Annotated in this window: 17 protein-coding genes and 1 CRISPR repeat array; of the genes, 11 read left to right on the plus strand and 6 right to left on the minus strand. The window is 47.1% G+C overall.

Annotated features, from left to right (window positions below; genetic code table 11):
• Positions 1 to 424 precede the first annotated feature (424 nt).
• Positions 425 to 3,335: direct repeats of the CRISPR family, unit length 37 nt; unit sequence GCCGGAAAAAACCTAAAACCCTATCAGGGATTGAAAC.
• 85 nt (positions 3,336 to 3,420) lie between these two features.
• Positions 3,421 to 4,647 carry a glycosyltransferase family 4 protein gene (locus QUA88_RS12825; RefSeq protein ID WP_333272009.1) on the minus strand — a complete coding sequence of 409 codons (1,227 nt, stop codon included), beginning with the start codon at positions 4,645 to 4,647 and terminating at the stop codon, positions 3,421 to 3,423.
• 419 nt (positions 4,648 to 5,066) lie between these two features.
• Positions 5,067 to 7,385, minus strand: a complete 2,319-nt coding sequence (locus tag QUA88_RS12830) for an IMS domain-containing protein (protein WP_333053706.1) — start codon at positions 7,383 to 7,385, stop codon at positions 5,067 to 5,069.
• Positions 7,386 to 7,904: 519 nt separating this feature from the next.
• On the opposite strand from QUA88_RS12830, the gene QUA88_RS12835 reads away from it, so the two are divergent.
• The 4 genes from QUA88_RS12835 (at position 7,905) to QUA88_RS12850 (ending at position 11,093) form a co-directional block, all read left to right on the plus strand.
• On the plus strand, positions 7,905 to 9,092 hold the full coding sequence (locus QUA88_RS12835) for an RNA-guided endonuclease TnpB family protein (protein ID WP_333053707.1): 1,188 nt from the start codon (positions 7,905 to 7,907) through the stop codon (positions 9,090 to 9,092).
• An 84-nt stretch (positions 9,093 to 9,176) separates the two neighbouring features.
• Entirely contained in the window at positions 9,177 to 10,214 is a 1,038-nt protein-coding gene (pdhA, locus tag QUA88_RS12840; protein ID WP_333053708.1) for a pyruvate dehydrogenase (acetyl-transferring) E1 component subunit alpha, read from the plus strand.
• Positions 10,215 to 10,456: 242 nt separating this feature from the next.
• On the plus strand, positions 10,457 to 10,708 hold the full coding sequence (locus tag QUA88_RS12845; RefSeq protein ID WP_333053709.1) for a hypothetical protein: 252 nt from the start codon (positions 10,457 to 10,459) through the stop codon (positions 10,706 to 10,708).
• Positions 10,709 to 10,799: 91 nt separating this feature from the next.
• Positions 10,800 to 11,093 (plus strand): hypothetical protein, encoded by a 294-nt coding sequence (locus QUA88_RS12850; protein WP_333231758.1) that lies wholly within the window; start codon positions 10,800 to 10,802, stop codon positions 11,091 to 11,093.
• Between the two features lie 249 nt (positions 11,094 to 11,342).
• On the opposite strand, the gene QUA88_RS12855 is transcribed toward QUA88_RS12850, so the two are convergent.
• The 3 genes from QUA88_RS12855 to QUA88_RS29515 form a co-directional block, all read right to left on the minus strand.
• On the minus strand, positions 11,343 to 11,558 hold the full coding sequence (locus QUA88_RS12855) for a hypothetical protein (protein ID WP_333053711.1): 216 nt from the start codon (positions 11,556 to 11,558) through the stop codon (positions 11,343 to 11,345).
• A gap of 122 nt (positions 11,559 to 11,680) precedes the next feature.
• Complete coding sequence (locus QUA88_RS12860; protein WP_333053712.1) at positions 11,681 to 12,328, minus strand: IS607 family transposase; 648 nt, start codon at positions 12,326 to 12,328, stop codon at positions 11,681 to 11,683.
• Positions 12,329 to 12,937: 609 nt separating this feature from the next.
• Positions 12,938 to 13,078 carry an MrcB family domain-containing protein gene (locus QUA88_RS29515; protein ID WP_445243015.1) on the minus strand — a complete coding sequence of 47 codons (141 nt, stop codon included), beginning with the start codon at positions 13,076 to 13,078 and terminating at the stop codon, positions 12,938 to 12,940.
• Positions 13,079 to 13,423: 345 nt separating this feature from the next.
• On the opposite strand from QUA88_RS29515, the gene QUA88_RS12865 reads away from it, so the two are divergent.
• The 7 genes from QUA88_RS12865 (at position 13,424) to QUA88_RS12895 (ending at position 18,362) form a co-directional block, all read left to right on the plus strand.
• Entirely contained in the window at positions 13,424 to 13,567 is a 144-nt protein-coding gene (locus QUA88_RS12865; protein ID WP_333272014.1) for a hypothetical protein, read from the plus strand.
• Positions 13,568 to 13,576: 9 nt separating this feature from the next.
• Positions 13,577 to 13,774 carry a 50S ribosomal protein L35 gene (rpmI, locus tag QUA88_RS12870; RefSeq protein WP_006634164.1) on the plus strand — a complete coding sequence of 66 codons (198 nt, stop codon included), beginning with the start codon at positions 13,577 to 13,579 and terminating at the stop codon, positions 13,772 to 13,774.
• Positions 13,775 to 13,793: 19 nt separating this feature from the next.
• The gene (rplT, locus tag QUA88_RS12875) at positions 13,794 to 14,150 is read left to right on the plus strand and encodes a 50S ribosomal protein L20 (RefSeq protein WP_333053713.1); all 357 of its coding nucleotides are present in this window, start codon (positions 13,794 to 13,796) and stop codon (positions 14,148 to 14,150) included.
• A gap of 272 nt (positions 14,151 to 14,422) precedes the next feature.
• Complete coding sequence (locus QUA88_RS12880; RefSeq protein WP_333053714.1) at positions 14,423 to 14,953, plus strand: tetratricopeptide repeat protein; 531 nt, start codon at positions 14,423 to 14,425, stop codon at positions 14,951 to 14,953.
• A 237-nt stretch (positions 14,954 to 15,190) separates the two neighbouring features.
• Positions 15,191 to 15,568 carry a response regulator gene (locus QUA88_RS12885; RefSeq protein ID WP_333053715.1) on the plus strand — a complete coding sequence of 126 codons (378 nt, stop codon included), beginning with the start codon at positions 15,191 to 15,193 and terminating at the stop codon, positions 15,566 to 15,568.
• The gene (locus tag QUA88_RS12890) at positions 15,565 to 16,173 is read left to right on the plus strand and encodes a chemotaxis protein CheC (protein ID WP_333053716.1); all 609 of its coding nucleotides are present in this window, start codon (positions 15,565 to 15,567) and stop codon (positions 16,171 to 16,173) included. Before QUA88_RS12885 ends, QUA88_RS12890 begins: the two co-directional genes overlap by 4 nt.
• On the plus strand, positions 16,170 to 18,362 hold the full coding sequence (locus QUA88_RS12895; RefSeq protein ID WP_333272019.1) for a diguanylate cyclase domain-containing protein: 2,193 nt from the start codon (positions 16,170 to 16,172) through the stop codon (positions 18,360 to 18,362). Before QUA88_RS12890 ends, QUA88_RS12895 begins: the two co-directional genes overlap by 4 nt.
• A gap of 351 nt (positions 18,363 to 18,713) precedes the next feature.
• Here the strand turns inward: QUA88_RS12895 and QUA88_RS12900 are convergent, their stop codons facing one another.
• Positions 18,714 to 19,196 (minus strand): hypothetical protein, encoded by a 483-nt coding sequence (locus QUA88_RS12900; RefSeq protein ID WP_333053718.1) that lies wholly within the window; start codon positions 19,194 to 19,196, stop codon positions 18,714 to 18,716.
• Positions 19,197 to 19,333 lie beyond the last annotated feature (137 nt).

Raw genomic sequence — 19,333 nt, forward strand, 5'->3', positions numbered from 1 at the left:
GGAGATGGATGGAGGCTAGGACTCAAATCTAAGTTACGATCGCCATGCCGAACAAAGTCATCTAACCCAAGGAAGACAGTATTTGGTTTTTTCCGCTGTGCGCTTGCTGTCAGGGTAAGATTGAACGCATTGGTGGGCTAGTGCCAGTCGATCGCACAATATTTTTTGCCTAGTTTCCGTGAACCGGTAGGTGTTAAAATAGGGGTATCAAATTTTTCGGCTCAAACTCATGTGCAGCAAGAGTTTGATGCCCCTCCTCTGAAAAAACGATTCACGGAAAGTCTGAAAGCTTTACAGGATAAGGTTTTGGAGTGAATATGAAATTTTTGGTATTGACAACCCGAAGGCTGGAATGGTACTTTTGTTTTAGATTCACGGAACTGCACCTTGAAAACCAAATACACCCAGGCTTCTGGAACGGGCGGCCGGAAAAAACCTAAAACCCTATCAGGGATTGAAACTTGTGATTCAATGTTAACAGCAGGTGTTAATCCTAAGCCGGAAAAAACCTAAAACCCTATCAGGGATTGAAACTGCCCGCTGACATGACTCAATCGGCGAACGGTTCAGTGAATATCGAGCCGGAAAAAACCTAAAACCCTATCAGGGATTGAAACCGAGAATTGGCAGTCAGTAAGAAAATCAAGCAATATTGCCGGAAAAAACCTAAAACCCTATCAGGGATTGAAACAAAATGTGCTGGTAGTCCATCTCGCCAGCAACAGCCGGAAAAAACCTAAAACCCTATCAGGGATTGAAACCTTGCATTTTTCTTTGGTAGTTGTCAGGGTTCATGCCGGAAAAAACCTAAAACCCTATCAGGGATTGAAACCCCAATCTGAACCTGTAAAACTTCCATCATTTCCCGGAAAGCCGGAAAAAACCTAAAACCCTATCAGGGATTGAAACTGACGATTTCTCCTATCTGTGCGGCTGGCACTGGCAAGCCGGAAAAAACCTAAAACCCTATCAGGGATTGAAACCACCCGATTTCGTGAACAAGTCGCTGCAGCAACGCCGGAAAAAACCTAAAACCCTATCAGGGATTGAAACGCCGGGGACACTTCCCGATTGTTGGCGATCGCCTCTTGAGCCGGAAAAAACCTAAAACCCTATCAGGGATTGAAACGCGAGAACAACCAGGAGCCGATCACCTTAGTAAAGGCCGGAAAAAACCTAAAACCCTATCAGGGATTGAAACGCTCATAAGAAGCGCCAAGCTCTGTATATTTCGCGCCGGAAAAAACCTAAAACCCTATCAGGGATTGAAACTTTGACGGGGAATCTTAAGCTACTCATATCTGTGCCGGAAAAAACCTAAAACCCTATCAGGGATTGAAACAGGATCTTTCGGCGGCGCTGCTGACTTAAGCTGCTTTGCCGGAAAAAACCTAAAACCCTATCAGGGATTGAAACACTGCCAGAGAACCGCTCGACTTGACCGAGAAAGCCGGGCCGGAAAAAACCTAAAACCCTATCAGGGATTGAAACTTTCTACACAAGAGATATAAGGGCTGAGGATAAGCCCCTGGGCCGGAAAAAACCTAAAACCCTATCAGGGATTGAAACTAGCTAATTTGTCGAGAGTATCATTCAACTTTTGAATCAGCCGGAAAAAACCTAAAACCCTATCAGGGATTGAAACGCGCTGTACTTTTTGCAGCGTGGCCTCAGCTTTGAGCCGGAAAAAACCTAAAACCCTATCAGGGATTGAAACTGGTGGCATTGAGGTAGAGTTTGTGACGATCGAGCCGGAAAAAACCTAAAACCCTATCAGGGATTGAAACTAATTCGTTGATAGTTTCTTGAGTCTCTTTGATTCGCGCCGGAAAAAACCTAAAACCCTATCAGGGATTGAAACTTTCAATCCACCGGGAAATGGGCCAGAAGATTTGCCGGAAAAAACCTAAAACCCTATCAGGGATTGAAACATTCTGGCCATCGCCTTTGTGGTGCGTTTTCGGGCCGGAAAAAACCTAAAACCCTATCAGGGATTGAAACTTGATTGGTAGGGTTAGAGCTTTTCGCGTTGATGGCCGGAAAAAACCTAAAACCCTATCAGGGATTGAAACTTAGGCATATCAATTAATAGGTAATGAATGAAAGCCGGAAAAAACCTAAAACCCTATCAGGGATTGAAACTCTCTGATAGTCGCCTGAGTAACCATCATTTTAGCCGGAAAAAACCTAAAACCCTATCAGGGATTGAAACTTTTTTTGGGGTTTCGTGAGCTAATTCAGGAACCATGCCGCCGGAAAAAACCTAAAACCCTATCAGGGATTGAAACCGGCGATCGGTATGTCGTCCCACTCGCAGAAGATGGGCCGGAAAAAACCTAAAACCCTATCAGGGATTGAAACGAAAGTATTGACAAGGAAGATGACTGCCTTTTTGTGCCGGAAAAAACCTAAAACCCTATCAGGGATTGAAACCAGGCTTGCGGCAGGAAACTGCTAATCCATCACGCCGGAAAAAACCTAAAACCCTATCAGGGATTGAAACACTAATATCTCTTGAAGAGCACATATACAGGCAGTGCTGCTTGGCCGGAAAAAACCTAAAACCCTATCAGGGATTGAAACTTTTGGCTCAGTTTCTTTGAGCAATTCCATCTCTGGCCGGAAAAAACCTAAAACCCTATCAGGGATTGAAACGACGATCGCTTTTACTCACTTTGGGTGACAACTCCCGCCGGAAAAAACCTAAAACCCTATCAGGGATTGAAACCACTATCTCTGGCGTGAGGGGCCCAGATTCGTAGGCCGGAAAAAACCTAAAACCCTATCAGGGATTGAAACATCGAGAATTGATGTGTCTGTTGGGGTTGGCAGAGATGAGCCGGAAAAAACCTAAAACCCTATCAGGGATTGAAACGTCCCACCGATCTAATGACCGTGACGAACTGGCTGACCGATCACGGACAGCTAGAGCCGGAAAAAACCTAAAACCCTATCAGGGATTGAAACTGCCAGCGATACAAATTGGCTGAATTCGATTAAGTTGCCGGAAAAAACCTAAAACCCTATCAGGGATTGAAACAATGTCACGTTCACGGGCAAAACTGACCCGTCACATTGCCGGAAAAAACCTAAAACCCTATCAGGGATTGAAACCTCCATCCAAACCTCTTTCGACACTGATAGAACAATTCGCCGGAAAAAACCTAAAACCCTATCAGGGATTGAAACCAACCTTTCATACTTCCGACACAATCTGCAAACCCCGCCGGAAAAAACCTAAAACCCTATCAGGGATTGAAACTTGGTATCACCCTGCTATCACCCTGCTATCACTTAAGCCGGAAAAAACCTAAAACCCTATCAGGGATTGAAACGAATTCAACGGCAACTACGACCAATGACAAAAAATCATCCGCCGGAAAAAACCTATTTCCCCATCTAGGGCTTGAAACGCCCAAACTACAAAATTATTGGCTCAAAAATAGACCTCTCCTCTCTCTTTTTATCTCCTCCCATAACCTCAAGCAATCGATCGACTACACGCCTCCAAGTAAAATTTTCAGCCACAAAAGCCGGGCCCGCAACCCTCGCTTTCGCAGCCAATCCAGGCTGTTCGATCGCCCTGCACATCAAATCAATCAAATGTTCCCCATCAGGAGCTAAGATAAATAAGGTTTCCCCGTCACTCACCACAGCCGTAAATTTACTCTCAATCCGCTGTGCAAAGTTCGATCGCGTAAAATCATCCGTAGGGCCGCCCGCAGTGCAAATAACCGGCAAACCACAAGCGGCAGCTTCCAACACCGGCAGATTAAAACCTTCTGCCAAATAGGGAGAAACATAAACATCTGCTGCTTGGTAAAACTCTGCTATTTGAGCAAAAGATAGCTGGCTACCAGTATAAATTAATCTTGGTAAAACCCTCGCTCTTTCCGCATCGTTGAGCACAACTCGGCAGGCTTGGGCAATCTCGTCTCTCGACGGATAAAGCAGTTCAGAACCTTTTAAAACTAATCTCGCATCTGGATATTTGTCAACTACCGCAGCGAAGGCTTTTAATAAAGGGCGAATACCTTTGCGATCCGTTTGTCCTCCGATGTTTAAAAATATAAAATAGTTTGACCAGCCCAAGCTTTGGCGCAGTGATTGACGCCGATCGCCCGCAGCAGGATAATAAATCTTAGGATCGACTCCCAAAGGTACGACGGCAATGCGATCGGCCTCAACACCGCTGCGAATTAAGCCAGCTTTTGACCAAGCTGAAGGTGTAATAATTTTCGTTTCTGAGTTAACCGCAGTTTCGGCGATCGACTTAACACCCATCCCCTGTAATACTGAACTCGTAATAATCCCCCATTCTGTCGCTGCAAATACCCAAGTTTGAGCGCTGCTGGATGCCGAGAAGTCCCACGGGCAGTACATTCGCAGAGTAACATCCGCTGACTGATTTACCGCAGGGCTCTTAATGCTGCGAAGTAATGTTTCATTTGGGCGATCGAACAAACTAATTTTCGTCTCCCAAGCTGCATCTATGTAGGGCATATCGCGGTGGAAAAGCTCAATTTGTCCTCGCGGGCGATTCCCTACGGGATAGCTGCGCCGCGCGTGCATTTCCAGCAGTTGAAATTGATTGGCTACGCAATAGGAATGATAAATAAAACGCCAGCCTTCAACAATAATCTGCAATTCAAAACTCCCGCTTTTGGAATTAAAAATTCACCTAATAATCAGAAATTGGTAATTAGTAATTAGCCAGCATAAATTACCAATTACGAATAATTCAGGAGCCAGAATCCAGAACAGTTTCTGTGGGACAGGATGGAGAATCGAGCTTTAAATCCCGCGATTTTAATCGTGGACAGCAAAAAATTCTTTCCGTGACAGTTACCCCTGACTTCAGGCATAGGTATGCTTAATCGAGTCTTCTTTCTTCTGATATCATATCGGATGGATATCGAGCGATTAAAAGGGCTGGTTTTTGAGATTGTCAATTATTGGCAGATATTTTTCGTGAACCCGCCCCTACCTTATTAGGCGTAATCTACTCGACATAATATGACTTCTGACTTCTGACTCCTTCTGCTCAATTACTAATTACCAATTCCTTACTTAATCACTTGCCAATCCATAATCCGCCACTGTCCCTCTTGGCGGATCAAGTCGTAGCGCACCCGCAGGTTTTCATTGCGGGAAGAAACGAGTTGAGAACGATCGAACACTTCGGCTTTTTCCGCGACTTGGGCATCTACTTGGGCGCGATCGGGATTAGTCGGATTTGTGGTAACTCCATTAACTTGCAGCTTGTGTACATAACGCTGGTGCGCGTTGTTACGCTGTTGAGCTTCTGCCATTAATTGCCAGCGAGACAAAGCCGGTTCTGTGAGAACTTGCTTTAATTCTTCGACAGCGTGATTGGGGCCCAAAGCCGCTGCTTTCGCCGATAGCCAGCTTTGAACTATTTGTCCGGCTGATTCCTCAGTGATTGCTCCCGATACTGCGCCTGTGGCGCTCGGTTCTGGGGTTGGGGCCAAGGCAGGGATTTCTATGGGCGGTTCTTCCAGGCGAACGAGGGCTTGCTCTCCTTGGAGGGGGCCCGATAGGGCTTGCATCGCGCTAGCCAACAGACTGAGTATTAACCACAGGAATAACAGGCTCAGGACACCTGCCACTAGAAGCAAAGCCAGCTTGTTTGGAGGCATGGACTTGACTTGGGCGGTAATTTCTGTTGCCTTGGTGCGCGCTCGATCGACAAAATCGCCCTTTAGCCCCTTGCCACTTGCTCCGCTGCGCCCTGAATGTTGGCGTCTGCGATGTTTGGAAGTCGATTCTGCAGGGTGTGGCACTGTAGCTATCGGGAGAGAGACGGGGGCAACAGCGCTAGGCGCGGCCACCGTTGCCGGGGATTTCGCGCCAGAGGCTGCGGTGGAATCCGCGCCCGGTACGGGGGTCAACGTGACCGTACTGGCTCCCTGCTTGGCTGTGGGTGCCGGTGTGGGTATGGCAGCGGGCGATCGGCCTGCTGTCGGTTGCAGTCGCCCTGGAAGCTTGCCGGAGCGGGGCTGCACCACGACCCATTCGTTGGCGGTTTCTGCGTCCTGTGGCAAAGCTTCTAGGTAAGCTTGTACTTTCGGGTCAGCAAAGTAATCTTTCAAGGACACTGACTCGTTGGCCAAGTCGCGGAAGTGGGGAAACACTTCTTCTTGTAGCCAGTGTTCGGCGTACAAGCACAGTCCGGGCAACAAGTCGGGTGAATCTTGGGAATGTTCGCGAATGAAGGCCAGGGGTTCTTTTTCCGAACTCAGTTCCAGGGCTCTGCTGGCTTCTTCTGTCTGGCCCAGCAGCAGGGAACAGACGGCTTTTTCCAGGTGAACGTCTTGGCGGCGACCCAGTTGCATCAGCATCAGCTTGGCCCGACGGATCATCGATGGCTGTCTGGCGGCAAATCCTTGGGCTAACAAGGTGTAGACCGAGAGGTAAGTGGCGACTGCGGAGGGGCGGCCGGCTTCGGCTTCAAATAGCGCCTGCTGCTCGCTGCTGGTTAGGTGTTTACGCATTTGCTGCACGAACCGGAGGAAGTCTTCTATTCCTAAACCCGATCGATCGTCTCCCGAACCGTCGATACCGCCTCGTTCTTGAAGCATTTCTCGCAGGATTTCCAGTCCCTTGCGACGCTCAGCGACTTTTTCTTCCGGAAGTGATAATAGCTCTAAAATGTTGTACGGACGGAGTTTGTATATGTCGGCTTGCATTTCACCCCTCACGCTTGCAAATAGGCTTTCGCGCAGCAGCAATTCTTGACCTGCTTCTAATGATTTTGCGGCATTTTCGTACTGACCTTGCTGCCACTGTTCGCGGCCGAGTTCTAGACAGGCAAGGCTGACGGTTAAAACTATATCTGGCCTCACGAGCTGCGGGTCGCCGAAACGACCTTCTGCGATCGCGATGCTGCCATTGTTAAGATACGGGCGACCCAGCTTCTGTACGAGTTCGTATTCTCCCAGTTCTTGCAGTATGAGCAGGGCTCCTACGAATTGGTTGTCATCGATTTCAATACTTGGAGTGTGGGGGTCGGGAGCAGCCTCTAAAGCCTTGGACTCTGCCGGAGCGGTTTCTCCTGCGTCTTGCAGGAAGGTGGCCGAGCCTGCTGAGGTTTTTGACCTCTGGTGCTTGGCTTCCTGTGCGGCTTCCGACTCTCGATCGTAAGTTTTGGCTAAAAAACTGGCATCGTAAGCTTTGCGCCCCTCTGAGTCTGACAGAACGGCGCAGGCTTCATCGAGCAGTTGTTTGCGGGCGACGATCGCAACTTCGGAATACTCCCGGCGCGGAAGCTGTAAAGTTCGATCGCGGTGAGCCTGCTGCAACTGTTCGGCAGTAGCTTGAATCGGTAGACCCAAAATCCGGTAGTAATCTAGTGGAATTAACATAAGTTAAAGAACTGTCCACTTCCCCAAAGCGCTAGCAACTGAATTAGCCTATCTTAAGTGACATACTCCCGCAAACCAAATCAAAAATTCTGGTGTTGGCTTCCAACCGCCCCCTTCACGGTATGTTGGACTTGCCGTAGAGATACTCTGATTTTTTTCCCTCTAGGGCGTTTTACAGTGAGGAAAATGCCAAGGCCCATTGCCCGTCAGCTAAATGAGTGGTTTGACTCTTGAGCATTTTCGGGTTTGAGAGTAATGGAATTATATCATTCGTGTGCATGGGGTTTAGATGGGAGTTTGTTCTCCGAGTCCCGGCAATCCGCCCCGAGGGCCAAACTCATTTTAACTTTTGAGGGGGTTTGGGGCAGCTCTAAGTCCCACCCTGTACCCGTTGGGTCAGCGTTGGGATACATGGACTCCCCCAAGCAAATTTTATCTGGTCAATCAGGCGTAAAATTTGCAAGCTAGAGGGAATAATTTTATCAGAAATATATATAATTCTAAAGGGATGTGAAAACAATGCAGCATCAAGCCGTCAAAGTTAGGCTATATCCGACAACCCAACAGCAGGGGATACTAGCTCAACACTTTGGCTGTTCCCGCTGGTGGTGGAATTACGCACTAAATATGTGTATTGAAACCTACAAAGCCACGGGTAAAGGCTTGACCCAAGTTGCGTTAAACAAACTCCTGCCAAACCTTAAAAAACAAGAAGAAACACAATGGTTGTCTGAGTGTTACTCTCAGGTTCTGCAAGCTACTACGCTTAACCTGGTAACTGCTTACAAGAACTTTTTTGAGTCTAGGCCAAAATACCCTAGATTCAAATCCAAGAAAAATAGGCAGTCAATCCAGTACCCGCAATCAGTCAAACTGGTTGACGGCTCCCTCAAGTTTCCCGGTCGTGTCGGCCTTGTCAAAGCCAAGTTACATCGACCGATTGAAGGAACCATCAAAACTGTAACAGTCAGTGTTACTCCTTCGGGGAAATACTATGCCTCTGTGCTGACAAAACTCGAAGGAGATAAACCAGTTGCTTGCACCGATGGAAAAGTTGCCGGAGTTGACTTGGGATTGAAAGATTTTGCTGTTGTTAATGATGGCATCAAGACATCCAAGTACCCTAATCCCAAGCATTTAGCAAAACATGAACGCAACCTGAAAAGAAAGCAGCAAAAATTAGCCAGAAAGGAGAAAGGAAGCAAGTCTAGAAATAAAGCCACGAAACTGGTGGCTAGGGTTCACGAACGAATTAGCAATGTCCGCCAAGACTACTTGCATAAGCTGTCAAGAAAGCTTGTTGACGATAACCAAGTCATCGTAGTCGAAAACCTTCACGTTAAGGGCATGGTTCGTAATCACAAACTAGCTCAAGCAATTTCTGATGTAGGTTGGGGAATGTTTGTCAATTTCTTGCATTACAAACTTGACCGCGAAGGTAAAGTGTTAGTAGAGATTGACCGATGGTTCCCTAGCTCGAAACTCTGCTCAAATTGTCACTATCAGGTGAATGAAATGCCATTAGGTGTTAGGGTATGGACTTGCCCTAGTTGTGGTACTCATCACGATAGAGATGGCAACGCTGCAACCAATATCAGAGCAGAAGGAATCAGAATGCTATCGGTCTTGGGAACCAGGACTGCTGCTGATGGAGGGGATGTGAGTCCGAGACTGGGACGCAAGTCCAAGTTGACGCAATCCCCGTAGAAGTCAGAAGCTCACGCTGTACCTTTATGTCAGCGCTGGGTAGTTCACATGTCTAGGAAGCCGATCGTCGGGTATTAATTATTTATGGTTCAGGAACGGACTTTACCAGTTTTTGACGCGCAAAGCGTAACCATTTCTCGGGATGAGGGCTTAATGCTCTACGAGGATATGGTCTTGGGGCGCTACTTTGAGGACAAGTGTGCTGAGATGTACTACCGGGGCAAAATGTTTGGTTTTGTCCACTTGTACAACGGTCAGGAAGCTGTGTCTACTGGCGTGATTCGATCGATGCGCCGGGATGACACTGATTACGTTAGCAGCACCTACCGCGATCACGTTCACGCTTTGAGCGCGGGCGTGCCGGCGCGGGAGGTAATGGCGGAGTTGTTCGGGAAGGAAACGGGTTGCTCGAAGGGCCGCGGCGGTTCGATGCACATGTTTTCGGCAGAACACCGACTGTTGGGAGGTTATGCTTTTGTGGCTGAGGGAATTCCTGTAGCTACGGGTGCGGCTTTTCAATCGAAGTACCGGCGCGAAGCTTTGGGGGATGAGAGTTCCGATGGCGTGACTGCTTGTTTTTTTGGCGATGGTGCTGCAAATAACGGGCAGTTTTTTGAGTGTTTGAATATGGCGGCTTTGTGGAAGTTGCCGATTATTTATGTTGTGGAAAACAACAAATGGGCGATCGGGATGGCCCACGAGCGAGCTACTTCTGACCCGCTAATTTACAAGAAGGCTCATGCTTTTGGCATGGCTGGTTTTGAGGTTGACGGGATGGATGTTTTGGCGGTGCGGGAAGTGGCGAAGGAAGCTGTGGCGCGGGCGCGGGCCGGCGAGGGACCGACTTTGATCGAGGCTTTGACTTATCGCTTTCGCGGGCATTCTTTGGCCGATCCTGATGAGTTGCGTTCTAAGGAAGAGAAGGAATATTGGTTCCCCCGCGATCCGATTAAGAAGTTGGCTGCTGAATTGATCGATCGAACTTTGGCAACGGCTGAAGAATTGAAAGAGATCGATCGTAAGATTCAAGCAGTAATTGACGATGCAGTGGATTTTGCTGAGAAAAGCGCTGAACCAGATCCTAGCGAATTGTATCGGTTTATCTATGCAGAAGATGAGTAAGCTGTTGTGCATTTAACTTGTATGTTTAGGGCGGGCTCTTAGGCCCAACCCCTACTCCCCACAAGAGTGATAGAAGCCCGTAGGGATACGGCGAAAGCCTTTGTCCCTACTGCACTTCCTAAACCAGAAATACGCTGTAAGACTTACGTACAAACTCTACTTGTAGGGTGTGCATTGCGAACCTTACAACCATCAATTAGGGCTAGAATCAAAGGTAGACTTTCTAGACGAAAAGAGGCGATATGATAAATCTCGATCGCGCTCAAACTCAATCCCGCAAAAATATGGGTGCAGTTCGAGTCAAAGTCAAGCTAACGAATGCCATTGATGCAGAGGTAGTCCAAAGAGGATTGCTCAATCCAAATCTGTTGCGTGTGTACGAAGCAGAAGCACTCATAGATACTGGTACGGTACGCACAGCTATTCCTGTAGAAGTCCGCGAACACCTGGGTTTAAGAATTAGGAGTCAATCGATTTTAGATTTTAGATTTTAGATTTTAGATTTTAGAGGCGACCCCACAGATAAATGCTCTTTATTGAGGATTTTCGATTTTCGATTTTGGATTGATTCCACGGATAAATCACGTGGCGGCTACCACCTTTGAAATTGGTGGTCAGGAAATAGCAAAATATGCTGATAGCCGACAAGAAACAGTGGGTTTTACTGGGCCGATTATCATTGAAATGCAAGGGCGCGAAACGATTGATGCGGTAATGGTTTTAGGCGATATCGTATTCATCGGTCACACTGTGTTAGACACTTTCGATTTGCTAGTAGATTGCAAAAATCCGCGTCTAATTCCCAATCCCGAAAATCCCGAAAGGTTTGTATTGAGAGTTCACTACTATATCCAACTTAAATACCTCCCCGGAGGCTAAGCTGTTCGACCTTTAAAGGAGGATAGTAGGGGGCCCAGCGTCATTCGATTTTAGATTTTAGATTTTAGATTTTGGATTGACTTGCGCGAGATAAATTCGGGGGACGCAAGGATTTGAGATTTTAGATTTTGGATTGATTCCACGGATAAATCACGTGGCGGGTACCATCAAGAAATTCTTGGTCAATAAGCGTTTCCCATGTATAGTAAGTGTTCGCGAATGGCGCACCTTACCTGGATCGTTAATGGTTTAAATGCTCCACAGCTTAGCGAATTTTGGATAACCTGCTTTTCCCGAACGATATCGACTAAACGCATCTTTCAAGTCAATCAAAGCATTTTGATAAACTCGACTATACAACTGGTTCATCCAAACGAATTTAGGCTGTTTCTTGACGTGGTTGGTGAGAATTTTTTTGACTTCGTTGAGTACCTTGGAGTCAGAAAGCTTCCCATTGCTATACATTTGGGTTCTCCGGCTTAATCCACAATTAAATACTACGTGCCAAAATCCTAGGTGTTTGGCCACCAAGGTTGCTTCATTGTTATTCAATTTTAGCGATAGTTTGACGCCAAATATAGTTAAACTTACTTGGAGCTGCTTACTTGATTCACTATAGAGGAATCCGAACAAGGATCTATACCCTCTACAATATTCTTAACTTTAGCTTTGTATTTCCGCAGTCCGTAGAGGCGGGAAGAAAAACAGTGGATTATCGAAAGCAAGTCTTGAGTCAATTCTTCATGCGGTGAAAGGCTTTCGGCGTTGGCGACGATAATTGTCCCGCCATTCCACTCTAGAATTTGCTCGACAAGTTCAAAACCAAATCGGCACAGGCGATCTTTATGGGCCACGTACAACACCCTAACATCGCCCAGCATCGCCCATTGTAAGATTTGCAGAAATTTGGGACGTTTGAAATTAAGTCCACCCCCAATCTCCTGAATGGAGTCTGTGATAGCAACTCCTTGCGCCAAGCAGAATTGTTCCATAGCTTGTGTCTGACGAAGTAAGTCTTGTTTTTGTCCAGTGGACGAGACGCGACAATATACGATCACCCGATGGGGTGGCGTTTTACCGGTTTTGAGGTTCCGGACTATATTTAGGTGACTTTCTGAATAAACACGCTGGTTACCCAGTGTCCTCTCAGGGATTAACTTGCCTTCCTTTTCCCAGCGCCGTAACGTAGAGCTTGAGACTCCCACTAATTTTGCGAATTCTGCCACTTTCCACATAGAACTTTCTCTCGGCGATTAACTATGGACAAGTTTAGCAAATTATTTGACACTTAAGTCTTGCTCAAATGCGATAGTAACCCCTAATCATAAGGATGGTCGCATCGGGTGAGCGACATCCCCTAAGCTGTGGAGCATTTAAACGAGTAACGAGGCTTAGGATCGGGAATTAAATAACTTACAATTTTAATTGTTATTGTGGGATGGGCTCTTATAGCCCGTCCAAAAAGGACGGGCTATAAGAGCCCATCCCACTTTCAAGAGTGGTAGTTATTTAATTCTCATTCCTTATGTGGTGTTAATCGGTAGGGTGCGGATCTGGTTCATATTTGATAAAGATTGTAGATTGACGGGTGTATCTGCACCTTACTCGCGTCTCTCTTCTTGTGTGTACTACATATACATGGAATATGCTGTATTTCTTTGATCTGCTATTCCTTGATTGAGAGAAGGATAAATTTCCGAGAAGTAGGCGCGAAATAAACACAGTAAAACCGGGAGCATCTCAATGAAAGCAGCTAAGCTAGAAATTGGAGTTTTGAGGCTCTCTTGCTGCGGAGCAGGAGGCAGGAGGAAAGAGTCAGAAGGAAGCAGCCAGAAGAAGTGTTTTTACAAATATGAGATGCTCCCGTAAAACCACGACTGGAAACTCTCAGTTACAAGGTTGTTAAATATTGCTATCCAAGGAACTTTTGCCCAAGAATCTTTCCCGGCTGAAGCTTTTACGCTATATATTTCGGGTAATTCCAATTAAGCACTTATTGATTTCGCCAGTACATTTATGACATATAGCCTTTCTCAGAAAGATGGAGTACGCCAAAACCCTGTGTTATCAAGCTTTTTTAGTGGAATTGTGTACCTCATTTACCCCAGAACCGCTATAATTAGCAAAGTAATGTCCGTTGAAGTTGTCATTACTGAGCAATGGATATTTTCCAGGGATTTTTTCCATGGGATATGTAAGCGCCCGAATCAATAATTAAGGTTGGATATTCAATTTAATTATCCTGCCTCACGAACAGGTTTCAAATATTAACTCTGTTGATAAGCCTTTATGATACCGCAACGGCAGTATAACATTTTATACTATTTGTTATGCAGCAAACAACCACAAGATTAGCCGATCGCCCGATCGCCCCTCCTGTATATCGCAGTAAATACAGTGCCGCCCCCAACCCGCAAATCTCCCTTGCAGAAAGTACCACAAATGTGATACGGTTGAAGCTTGTGTCCAAATAACACCAGTCCATGCCAAAACTCAAAACTCGCAAAGCAGCCGCAAAGCGCTTTAGAGCGACCGGCAGCGGTAAAATTGTGCGCCGCAAAGCTTACAAAAGCCACTTGCTACAGCACAAAAGTTCAGCTCGCAAAAGCCGTCTCTCTAAGCTGGTCGTCATCGACGAGACCAACGACGCTAACGTGCGGTTAATGCTTCCATACTTGTAAAGTTTAACGGAAATTAAAGATGACACGGGTAAAACGCGGTAATGTCGCCAGAGCGCGCCGCAAAAAAATTCTCAAATTAGCCAAGGGTTTCCGAGGCGCACAGTCGAAACAGTTCCGCACAGCTAACCAACGGGTGATGCAGGCCCTGCGTAACGGTTATCGCGATCGCAAAAAACGCAAACGCGATTTCCGCCGCCTGTGGATTGCTCGGATCAATGCTGCATCGCGCCAGCACGGCACGAGCTACAGCAGACTGATCGGCAACATGAAAAAGGCCAACATCGAAATCAACCGCAAAATGCTGGCACAAATGGCGATCGTTGACCCGGCAACATTCGGTAAAGTCGTGGAAATGGCTAATCGAGCCGGAGGCTGAAAGTTAGCTTGATTTTCAGAAGGCAGAAAGCAGAAGTAAGAAAGATTTAACGGTCTGCCAGAGAAGGAAAACTCCTGATAAATTTAGGAGGTTGAGACAAACTTTCCTTCTTTGTTCTTACTTCTGGACTCTTGCTTTTTCAGAAATCGCGATCGGGCCAGTCGATCGCTATTTCGTTGTTTTTTATACAGTTGCAGAAGCAGATATCAGAGATTTCTACTGCCTTAAAATAAATAAAACCTTCCACAGACCTACCTAATTTTAAGAAAAACATGGATAGTAATTTGCTCATTATTTACTTGTCAGTCCTGCTCGCTATACTCGGCAGCACTTCCTGGTTTGTGGTGCGCCAGATTCTCAAAACTCGGAAGCTGGAAATGTCTCTGGAACGCTTAGAAAATAAGCTGACCGTAGAAAAAGGAACAGCGCAGGAATACTACGAATTAGGAAGTATCTATCTAGATAAGAAGCTTTACTCCCAGGCGATCGTACTGTTTCAAAAAGCCCTGAAAGCCAAAGACTTAGAAGGCGAAGAAAATCAAGCTGTTATCTACAACGCCCTCGGTTTTGCACACTTTGGCCAAGAACAGTACGACATCGCCATCCGCCACTACAAAGAAGCCCTGAAGTTGCAGCCAGAATACGTTACATCTCTCAATAATCTGGGTCACGCCTACGAGCGCAAAAAATTAACAGCTCAAGCCTTGGAAATCTACGAACAAGCTCTCGCCTGCGAGCCAGACAATACCACGGCTAAACAGCGAGTAGAGTCCCTCCGGAAGCGTTTGGTAATCTATAATTGAGCGCCCATGTTAGGAGCAATAGAGATCCCGCAAACCTGGTTTCATTCAGAAACCGGGTTTTTTCTTCACATAGTCCAAGATACTAAACTATCCAATACATTAATGCGTTAGTTTTTAAGAACAGGAATTGCAAGTGAAGCTCGATCGCACACCGTCTCAGCACTTTAAATTACTGTCAAGATAAAAGCAGTACCTGCAACGCCGGTCAGTCCTAAACAATAGAAGGAGGAGAACGTAGTGACATCAATTCTCGTTGTCGAAGATTCGTGGTTGACTCGCAGGGTAATCTGCAAAATCCTGCGAGCAGAAGGATACGAGACTTGGGAAGCATCCAGCGGCCCAGAAGCTCTAGAACTGCTCGGCACTAAAACCCCAAACTGTATGCTCTTGGATTTGCTGATGCCGGAAATGGAAGGTAGGGAAGTCCTGCAAGCCATGCGCGATCGAGGATATAAAATTCCAGTGATCGTCATTACCGCAGACATCCAAGCCAGCACACGCTCCGAGTGCATGGAACTCGGAGCCCTAGCAGTCATTCACAAAATGCCCAACTCAGACGAACTAATCGGGTGGATCAAAAAAGCTCTCAGTGTCAGCGAGGAGAACACCCAATGAAATTAAGCACTCGACAGCTCGATGCTTTGCAGGAACTCGTCAACATCGGGATCGGTCAAGCCGCAGGGGTTTTGAACGACATGATCGACTCCCCGATTCGCTTGCAAATTCCCTACCTTCAGATTCTGACTCCCATCGACGTGGCAGAAGAGTTAGAGCAACACCTCAACGGCGAGCAAATCGCCGCTGTCCAGCTCAAATTCACAGGCTCCTTTGGAGGCATTGCCCAGCTAGTCTTTCCCACAAACAGCGCTGCCCTGCTGGTGACAATGCTGACAGGGGAAGAAGCTGGAACTCAGGATCTCGATTCAGTCAAAATTGGTACGCTGAGTGAAGTGGGAAATATTGTAATTAATGGGGTCATGGGTGCAATCAGCAACGTACTTCAGCAGCGCCTGAACTATTCAATTCCCACTTATAGCGAAGGGACGATTGCTAGTTTGCTGATATCTGGCGGTTTAGCTACTGATACAGTTGTTTTATTAGCCCAGACCAGTTTCATGATTGAAAGGCTTCACATTGAAGGAGATATCATTCTTATTTTCAATGTTAATTCCTTTGACACCTTGTTGACTGCTATCAATCAACTTGCCGGGGGTCTATGATTGAGGAGAGCAAAAGTATTAAGGAAAAGTTTGGGGTTCTCGACAGCGTACCAGTCGGCGCCTGCTTGCTGCAAGAGGATTTTGTGGTGCTGTTTTGGAACACTTGTCTCGAAGAGTGGACTAAAATTTCCCGCAGCCAAATATTGGGAACAAAGATCACAACCCATTTTCCTCACCTGAGTCAGTTAAAGTACGCCACTCGCTTCAAGCAAATCTTTGCAGGAGGCCCGCCAACAATTTTTTCTTCTCAAATTCACAAACACCTGATTCCGGCAACTTGGCAAGACGGCCAGCAGCGAATTCAGCAAACTACTGTGACTGCTGTGCCGGCCGTAGAGGCTGGCATTGAAGAACAGGAGATTAGAGACTGGGTTCTCCATACTCTTGAGTTGGAATCAGACGGTACTGTCGGCTCCCGATCGTCAAGAAGTGCTTTTGTGTCTAGGGAATCTCCACCCTCAGTTTCGTCATCAATATGGCCGGGGGTCAATGCCCCATCGTTCTACGCGCTGCTGGTGATTCAAGACGTGACCGACCTCACCCATCGCATCCAAGCTTACCGCACAATGCGGGATCAAGCTGTGGAAGAAGTGCAAGTGCGTCAGCGGGTGGAGGAAGAATTGCGATCGAGCCAGCATTTCATCCAGCAAATTGCTGACGCGGCGCCTTATTTGCTCTACATCTACGATTTGACCCAACAGCGCAACGTCTACGTCAACGGTCAAGCTTCTAAATTGCTGGGCTACACTCCCAAAGAAATTTTACAGATGCAAACTGCTTTGTACTCGAGTTTGGTGTACCCAGAAGATTTGCCGAGGCTCAAGGCCCACCAGCAAAAATTTCCCTCGACCCAAGACGGGCATATTTTAGAGTTGGAATATCGCCTCAAACATCGATCGGGCGAATGGCGCTGGTTTCGCTGTCGCGACCAAGTGTTCGCCCGCACAGCCGACGGCTGCCCCAAACAAATTTTCGGCACTGCTCAAGATATCACCGAGTACAAGCGGGCAGAAGAGGCGCTGCGGCAGCAGAACGAACGAGAACTGCTGATGGCGACGATTACTCAGCACATCCGCCAGTCTCTGGATTTGGGGGAAGTGCTCAGCACGACAGTGACCGAAGTGCGTCAGTTCCTTCAGGCAGATCGAGTGATGATCGTCCGCTTCAACCCCTGTACCGGCAGTCTGTGCGCGGGCCCGGCGACGGGGGCGGTGACAGTGGAATCTGTAGCTCCCAACTGCCAGCCCATGTTGGGGGAAACCCTGGAAAATTTCTGTTTTGACCAGTTCTATCTCGAAGCATACCAACATCGAGCGATCCGACCGATCGCCGATATCTTGGCCGCGGATTTGCCGCAATATCAAATTGACTTGCTCGCACAATTTGCGGTGAGAGCTTATTTGGTTGTGCCTTTAGTGCAAGGAGACGAGTTGTGGGGGCTGCTGATGGCCCACCAGTGCAGTCCCCGGCAGTGGATGCAGTTGGAAGTAGAGTTGCTGTCTTCTCTGGCCACCCAGTTGGCGATCGCCATCAAGCAAGCAGAACTCTACCAGCAGTTGCAAGCGGCCAACCTCAAGTTAGAGCGCTTGGCAACTTTAGACGAACTCACGCAGCTAGCCAACCGCCGCCGTTTCGATCAGTATTTAGAAATGGAGTGGCACAGACAAGCCAGGGAACAAACGCCTCTGTCCCTGATTCTCTGCGATATTGATTCTTTTAAAAGCTACAACGATACCTACGGGCATCAAGGCGGAGACGAATGTTTGCGACAAGTCGCCGCGGCGATCGCCGATGCAGTCAATCGGCCAGCAGATTTAGTAGCTCGCTACGGAGGCGAAGAATTTGCCGTTATTTTGCCCAATACCGCGATTCAAGGCGCGGTGTTGGTAGCCGAACACATACAGCTCAAAATCGCAGCTTTGGAGCTGCCTCACGCTGGTTCTCAGGTGAGCCCCTACGTCACTCTCAGCCTGGGCGTAGCGAGTATTGTTCCTGGATCTGAATCGGGAGCCGAAATTCTGATTGCTGCAGCCGACCAAGCGCTGTATCAAGCTAAACGACTTGGGCGCGATCGTATCCAACTTTACCAGCCCGATCCTGCTGGCAAGCCGAATGGCACAGGCACTTCGATACTGCCTGTAGATTTTTCTCTACCTAACACTAATTTACCCTCTCCCACTAGCGCTTGACGAATTGCCATATTTGTGGATTCCGAGTAGTTATGCCACTCCGCAAAAAAAATGCCACTGTAAGCCCGCGATCCAAACCCTGATCTCCCTCTGCTGTAACTTATCACCACAACTCCAGCACAACCAACTTTCTTTCTGAGCTCCGTTACATCAGAAGAAAGCGAATCCGTTGCCGAACTTCCTTCTTCAACATCTGCTATATCCTTGAGGGTTGCAGGTTCGGGATGCTAAAGAAAGGTTTTGCACAAGTTGCCAAGTATCTCGATCTTCAAATAACAGCCATTCTGCACCTTCGCAGTATAATTTGGCTAAATCGACGCTACCACCAATTCGCTCGATCGCCCTACGAAATTATATCCTTGGTATTTCGCCGCTTTCGCTAACTGTCGATCGGGTTTTTGCCGAAACTTCCCGAATGTCGAGGACTACTTTACCATCTCGACATCCTACTGCTTCCATAAAATATGTAAATTTTGCGATTTGAGATTGATGTTTGAGATAATTTTCTAGGTATGGAGTAGCTTCGTAGGCGTGAATTACGGCTTGGGGAAATCTGTTCCTCGCAGCAATCGGAAATAAGCCGACATTGGCTCCAATATCAATAATTGTCGTCAGCAATTCAGATAATTTCTCGACTCCGTAGCAGTCGTCTAAAAGCACTTCTATAAATTCTCCGTCCATGCCTTTCTCTGAAGGCACGTTTACTTGATGCAGTTTTCCTTGCACAATTAATTGTTCGGGTAATTGAAAGTTAGCAACTCTGTTAAATTTAATCCCTAAATTTTTTGCTCTAATTTGGCCCTGCACGAGTTGCTGAAGTTTATGGACAAGCATAGGGAGAGATGGAGATTTGTTTTCATTTTTTTAACATAACGTTCGATGATGGAAAAGCCTCTAAGGATCGCGAATTAAATAACTTACAATTTTAATTGTTATTGTGGGATGGGCGTCCCGCCCGTCCACTCATGACG

Source organism: Microcoleus sp. D3_18_C2 (assembly GCF_036702395.1).
Lineage (GTDB): Bacteria > Cyanobacteriota > Cyanobacteriia > Cyanobacteriales > Microcoleaceae > Microcoleus.